This window comes from Pseudomonas sp. 39004, from assembly GCF_028682155.1.
GTDB classification, from domain to species: Bacteria; Pseudomonadota; Gammaproteobacteria; order Pseudomonadales; family Pseudomonadaceae; genus Aquipseudomonas; species Aquipseudomonas capeferrum.
Map to the genome: position 1 here is coordinate 1 of NZ_JANIAG010000285.1, position 3,958 is coordinate 3,958.

The window sequence follows — 3,958 nt, forward strand, 5'->3', positions numbered from 1 at the left end:
GGGTGCTGGAATACATCGCCCTGGGCAAGGCCGAAGGGGCGCAGGTGTACTACGGCGGTGAGCCGGTCGAGGGCGCTGGCTTCTTCGTGCAGCCGACCATCTTTGCCCACTGCACCAACGACATGCGCATCGTCCGTGAGGAAATCTTCGGGCCAGTGCTGGTAACCATGCCTTTCGACGCCGAGGAGCAGGCGCTGGCGCTGGCCAACGATTCGCAGTACGGCCTGGCGGCGGCGATCTACTCCAACGACCTGGGCAAGGTTCACGGGTTGATCCCGCGCCTGCGTGCCGGCACGGTCTACGTCAATGCCCACAGCACGCTCGACCCGTCCATGCCGTTTGGTGGCTACAAGCAGTCGGGCTATGGCAAGGACATGGGCGCCGAACAACTGGAGTTTCTGCTGGAGACCAAGGCGGTCTGGATCACCTTGCCCTGAGGGACAGGGCCGGCCTGCGTCGCCTGGTTTGGCGAGCGACGCAGGCAACACGAACGCATCGAATTTCAAGAACAAGAACCCGTCGAGGTGATGCCCATGAACAGCCAAGTGGATACCGAGCGTGCACAAGACCTGGAACGGCGCCTGCGCGCCTATGAAGAACTGGAGGGCAGGGCGCACTGGCCCGGCGCGCTGAAGGCAACGGACGTTATCGCCCTTGCCGTGCTGACCCTGGTCATGGTGGTCGGCGCGTATGTGCTGGGGGGCCAGCCATGAGCCGGGCCAGAGAGCAGGAATTTCGCCTGGCCGCCGAACGCGGCGACACGCCCTTGCTGCCGGGTGAACGGGTCTGGGGCTTCTGGGGCTATGCCTACGCCAACTCGGCGTTGGCGGTGGCCACCTGGGTGTTTTTGATCGGCGGTGCCACCGCGCTGTTCGTCGGGCCGTTGCAAGGGATTGCCGCGATCATCATCGGCAACATCATCGGCGTGGTACTGGCGGCATCGTCCACCTGCCTGCCGTGTGGCAAATACGGCGTCGAGCAGTTCACCTTCCTGCGCAGCATGTTCGGCGTCAATGGCAGCCGCCTGGTGTACATCCTCTCGGTGGTGATACTGACCATGGGCTGGCTGGCGGTGCTGGGGTTGATGTGCGGGCGGGCGCTGGACAACCTGGAAACCCTGGTACAGCACAGCGAGCCCGACGCCGGCGACTGGCTGGTGACCGCCGGGGCCCTGCTGGCCATCGTGCTGGCGGCGCTGGTGGCCATGCGCGGGCCCGACATGATCCGCCGCCTGAGCGCGGTGATCGCGCCCAGCCTGATCCTGATCATGCTGGCGCTGATGTACTTCATCTCCCGCCGTTACAGCTTCGGCGAACTGTTGGCCATGCCGCCCTTGCAGCCACCCTTCGAAAACCCGCACGTCAACTTCATGATCGCGGTGGAAATCAACATCGCCGCAGGGTTCTCCTGGTGGCCCTACATTGGCAACCTGTCGCGCCTGTGCAGCAACCAGCGCACGGCCTTCTGGCCCAACCTGGTGGGCATCTTCGGCGCCGCTTCGCTGGGCGAGTCGGTCAGCCTGTTCGCCGCCACCACCCTGGGCAGCAGCGACCCCACGGCCTGGATGCGGCTGGCCGGCGGCATGACCTTCGGCGTGATTGCCCTGAGCTTCCTGGCACTGGCCAACCTGACCGGCATGGTCAACATCCTCTACACCGCGGTGATCGGCCTGCGGCAACTGGCCGGGGAGCGTTTGCGCAGCCTGGGCTGGGGGGTATTGATCGGGCTGTTCTGCATCATCCCGGTGGTGATCGTGCTGTTGGCCCCGGGCATCTACGACGGCTTCTTCATCTTCCTGGTGTGGACGTCGGCACTGAACAGCGCCCTGGCCGGCATTGGCATTGCCGATTACTTCTTCCTGCGCAAGCAGCGCCTGAACCTGCGCCATCTGTATGCCGAGCAAAGCGGCTCGCCGCTGCGCTTCTGCAAGGGTTTCAACCCCATCGCGCTGCTGGCGCTGGTGGCAGGCTTTGCCATCTACGTGGTGGTGTTCAACCCGCAGACCCTGGCCCATACCGACTTCTTCACCTTCGCCACCGCCTCGCTGCCGTCCTGCCTGTTGGCCGGGCTGGTGCATTACGGCCTGACCCGTCTGCTGGCTACGCGCCTGGGCTGGGGCGGCTACCCAAAGGGCAATGAACGCACCATCGAGGCCGCAGGCCTTCGCGTACAGGACTAGAACAATGAACAAACGATACGACTACATCATCATCGGCGCAGGCTCTGCCGGCTGCGTCCTGGCCAACCGCCTCAGCGAAGACCCTGCCACCACGGTGCTGGTGCTGGAGTTCGGCGGCAGCGACCGCAGTGTGCTGATCCAGATGCCCAGTGCGTTTTCCTTGCCGATGAACACCAAGAAGTACAACTGGCGCTACGAGACCGCCGCCGAAACCCACCTGGACGGCCGACGCTTGCACTGCCCAAGGGGCAAGGTGCTGGGTGGGTCGTCCTCGATCAACGGCCTGGTCTACATCCGTGGCCATGCCTGCGACTTCGATGAGTGGGAAAGCCTGGGCGCGAACGGCTGGGGTTATCGCAACTGCCTGCCGTACTTCAAGCGCGCCGAAAACTTCAAGTTCGGCGGCGACGACTACCGCGGTGGCGCCGGGCCGCTGGCCACCAACAACGGCAACAACATGCAGAACCCGCTGTACGGCGCCTGGATAGAAGCCGGTGCCGAGGCCGGCTACATCAAGACCGACGACTGCAATGGCTACATGCAGGAAGGCTTCGGCGCCATGCACATGACCGTGAAGGACGGGGTGCGCTGGTCCACCGCCAATGCCTACCTGCGCCCGGCCATGAGCCGGCCGAACCTGACCGTCGTGACCCACGCCATGACCCGGCGCATCCTGCTCGATGGCAAGCGGGCGGTGGGGGTCGAGTACGACGAAGGCGGCCAGACCCACACGGTTCATTGCAGCCGCGAAGTGCTGGTGGCATCCGGCCCGATCGGCTCGCCACACCTGCTGCAGCGCTCGGGTATCGGCCCCGAGGCGGTGCTGAAAAAGGCCGGGATCAAGGTGCTTCATGCCCTGCCGGGTGTGGGTGAAAACCTGCAGGACCACTCCGAAATCTACATCCAGTACGCCTGCAAGGAGCCGGTGACGCTCAACGGCAAGATGAGCCTGCTAGGCAAGGCGATGATCGGCCTGCGCTGGTTGCTGTTCAAGGATGGCCTGGGCGCCAGCAACCATTTTGAGGCAGGTGGTTTCATCCGCTCGGCCAAGGGGCTGCGCTGGCCGGACATTCAGTTCCACTTCCTGCCGGCGGCGATGCGCTACGACGGCGACAAACCGTTCAAGGGCCATGGTTTCATGGTGCTGACCGGGCCGAACAAACCCAAGAGCCGCGGGCATGTGCGGGCGCTGTCGGCCGACCCTTACCAGCACCCGGAAATCCGCTTCAACTACCTGCAACGTGAAGAGGACCGCGAGGGCTTCCGCCGCTGCGTGCGCCTGACCCGCGAGATCATTGCCCAGCCGGCGATGGACCGCTTCCGCGGCGAGGAGCTGGCGCCGGGGCCGCAGGTGCAGACCGATGAGCAGATCGATGCCTTCGTGCGTGCCAACATGGAAAGCACCATGCACCCCTGCGGCTCGTGCCGCATGGGCGAGGACGACATGGCGGTGGTCGACTCGGCGTTGCGTGTGCATGGCTTGCAGGGGCTGCGGGTGATCGACTCGTCGGTGTTCCCCAGCGAGCCCAACGGCAACCTCAATGCGCCGACCATCATGCTCGCCGAGCGCGCTGCCGACCTGGTGCGCGGGCGCGAGCCGCTGGCACCGGCCGATGTGCCGGTCGGGTTGGTAGAGGATTGGCAGGATCAACAGCGCAGCCGCGCACCACGGCGCGAGGTGCGCACAGGTTGAAACATCCCTGGTACGGACTGTAGGTACCCCAGCGGACGCGCTATTGCTGTGGGAGCGGGCTCGCCCCGCGAACACCGGCGAAGCCG

At 65.1% G+C, this 3,958-nt stretch carries 4 protein-coding genes; all 4 read left to right on the top strand.

Features of this window, described 5'->3' with window-relative positions; genetic code table 11:
* Positions 1 to 437 (top strand): aldehyde dehydrogenase family protein (locus tag NP534_RS26005; protein ID WP_274100632.1); only part of this gene is annotated, 437 nt, incomplete at its 5' end.
* A gap of 96 nt (positions 438 to 533) precedes the next feature.
* The gene (locus NP534_RS26010) at positions 534 to 713 is read left to right on the top strand and encodes a hypothetical protein (protein ID WP_033698618.1); all 180 of its coding nucleotides are present in this window, start codon (positions 534 to 536) and stop codon (positions 711 to 713) included.
* Positions 710 to 2,179, top strand: coding sequence for a cytosine permease (locus NP534_RS26015; protein ID WP_047583413.1), 1,470 nt, complete (start codon positions 710 to 712; stop codon positions 2,177 to 2,179). The genes NP534_RS26010 and NP534_RS26015 overlap by 4 nt, the downstream gene beginning before the upstream one ends.
* Before the next feature lie 4 nt (positions 2,180 to 2,183).
* Entirely contained in the window at positions 2,184 to 3,872 is a 1,689-nt protein-coding gene (gene betA / locus NP534_RS26020; protein ID WP_186663063.1) for a choline dehydrogenase, read from the top strand.
* The last annotated feature ends 86 nt before the right edge of the window (positions 3,873 to 3,958 follow it).

Coding starts and splice junctions, on each gene's coding strand:
- NP534_RS26010 (WP_033698618.1), top strand. CDS start 534: ATGAACAGCCAAGTGGATACCGAGCGTGCACAAGACCTGGAACGGCGC.
- betA (WP_186663063.1), top strand. CDS start 2,184: ATGAACAAACGATACGACTACATCATCATCGGCGCAGGCTCTGCCGGC.
- NP534_RS26015 (WP_047583413.1), top strand. CDS start 710: ATGAGCCGGGCCAGAGAGCAGGAATTTCGCCTGGCCGCCGAACGCGGC.